The 1,412-nt window shown below is 55.6% G+C and carries 3 protein-coding genes; 2 read left to right on the top strand and 1 reads right to left on the bottom strand.

All coding sequences use genetic code 11. The features are described 5' to 3' along the window. Positions 1-310 precede the first annotated feature (310 nt). Both AC1DVI_RS32320 and AC1DVI_RS32315 read left to right on the top strand, forming a co-directional pair. Positions 311-721, top strand: a complete 411-nt coding sequence (locus AC1DVI_RS32320; RefSeq protein ID WP_476961464.1) for a response regulator — start codon at positions 311-313, stop codon at positions 719-721. Between the two features lie 199 nt (positions 722-920). Beyond that, positions 921-1,091, top strand: a complete 171-nt coding sequence (locus AC1DVI_RS32315) for a hypothetical protein (protein ID WP_476961463.1) — start codon at positions 921-923, stop codon at positions 1,089-1,091. A gap of 22 nt (positions 1,092-1,113) precedes the next feature. Here AC1DVI_RS32315 and AC1DVI_RS32310 read toward each other — a convergent pair whose 3' ends face one another. Next, a complete protein-coding gene (locus AC1DVI_RS32310; RefSeq protein WP_476961462.1) occupies positions 1,114-1,257 on the bottom strand; it encodes a hypothetical protein in 144 nt (47 codons plus the stop codon). Positions 1,258-1,412: the final 155 nt, after the last annotated feature.

Below are 1,412 nucleotides of genomic sequence, written 5' to 3'. Positions count from 1 at the left end.
GGGGCCGGACATCCACGCTGGCTATCGCTCCGTCACCGGAACCGCGCGCCGCCAAGGCCAGTCCGCCTGGACCGCCATCCGCCACCTGATCGACGGCACTTTCGTCGTCGCTTAACGGCTCAGCTGCCGCCAGCCGGGTGAGCAGTTACGGGCCGGGCGGCTGGTGAGAAAATACGGGAAGACTTTCTTCGGACTTTCAAAGCGATAGGTACTTTCTCTCACATTCCGGCCAAAAATCAACCTGTTTAACTGTAAGTAAATGCTCCTGAGATAATGTAAGCTTTCATATCATTCCAAAGGAAATGGCGGCATGACTATTTTTACGACGCCTAATGATTTTTTCATAATTGCAGTCGATCCACATACACAAGTATGCGAAGCCCTTTCCTTGACTCTTGAAAGCTGGGGATTTCGAGTGCTTGCACTTTCTTCGATAGAGGAGGCAGAGCATCACATATCATGCCGTGGCTTTTCTCCTGATTTAGTGCTTTTCGACGCCCCTATTACGCAATCCACACACCATAACCAGTTAACTTATGATTTTATTAATTTCATAAAGCACTTTTGCCCACATGCTCCGGTGATAATCATGACGGGAAACAGCAGCGATGATTTCCATATCGGCTCAAGAAAACTAGCATGGTCATTACTTCTTAAGCCATTCTCAGCAAAGACATTATTCCAAACAATAATGGCATTATCTGAGTGGAGAATTCACTGAATTCCAAACCGACCCACTGCGATCTTCCATTCTCATGTTCTCTACTACTTGAGGGCCAACATGGACGCAGACACCTTGACGAGAGTTGACGGTGCAGCATCTTCGCGCCACTCCGGAAGGCGGCCTCATGCCTAGGCTCCGGTATAGCAGTCTGTCCGACATCCGAAGCCACCTATCTCAGGACCAGATCCTGCTCCTGTTGACGGCTGACCCGGATACCGGCGAGGTCTGTGCGATGAAGCCGGGCTGGTCGCTGGAGTGGCTGATCGAGGAATGCCAGGACCTCGGGCTGATCACGCCCGGCGACGGGCCGGGCCGGTGGCGCCTCAGTCGGGACGGCTGGGATGCCTGGAACGCGCTGTTGGATTGAGTGCGGACAGGCGGATCGGCGGTCACTCCAGTTCGTCCGCCGGGATGTCCGGCAGGCCCACCGTCTGACCGGCGAGCGCGTGCGAGCTGTCGCCGCAGAACTCTATTCGGCCCGAGAGGATGAAGTGAAAGGCTGCCTGTGCAGGTCGGACATGGTACCTACCCATTGGGAATGTCAAACGACATCAGGAACCGGCCCCCTGGCGACATGAGGAAAGGGCCCCCGGTTGAGCCCAGTGTCACTGCCGCTTGCAATCCATGGTGAGCAGCAGTTCCTGCGGGGCGGGCTCGGTCAAGCCCGCAGCCGCCGGAGGCGGAGGCC

The sequence above is a fragment of the Azospirillum sp. P4_B5 genome (assembly GCF_056402275.1).
Note: the sequence above shows the minus strand (reverse complement) of the source record. Positions and strands in the feature narration are given on the sequence as shown.

Excerpts from the sequence above, each read along its gene's own strand:
- AC1DVI_RS32320 (WP_476961464.1), top strand. The coding sequence starts at position 311 with ATGACTATTTTTACGACGCCTAATGATTTTTTCATAATTGCAGTCGAT.
- AC1DVI_RS32310 (WP_476961462.1), bottom strand. The coding sequence starts at position 1,257 with ATGGGTAGGTACCATGTCCGACCTGCACAGGCAGCCTTTCACTTCATC.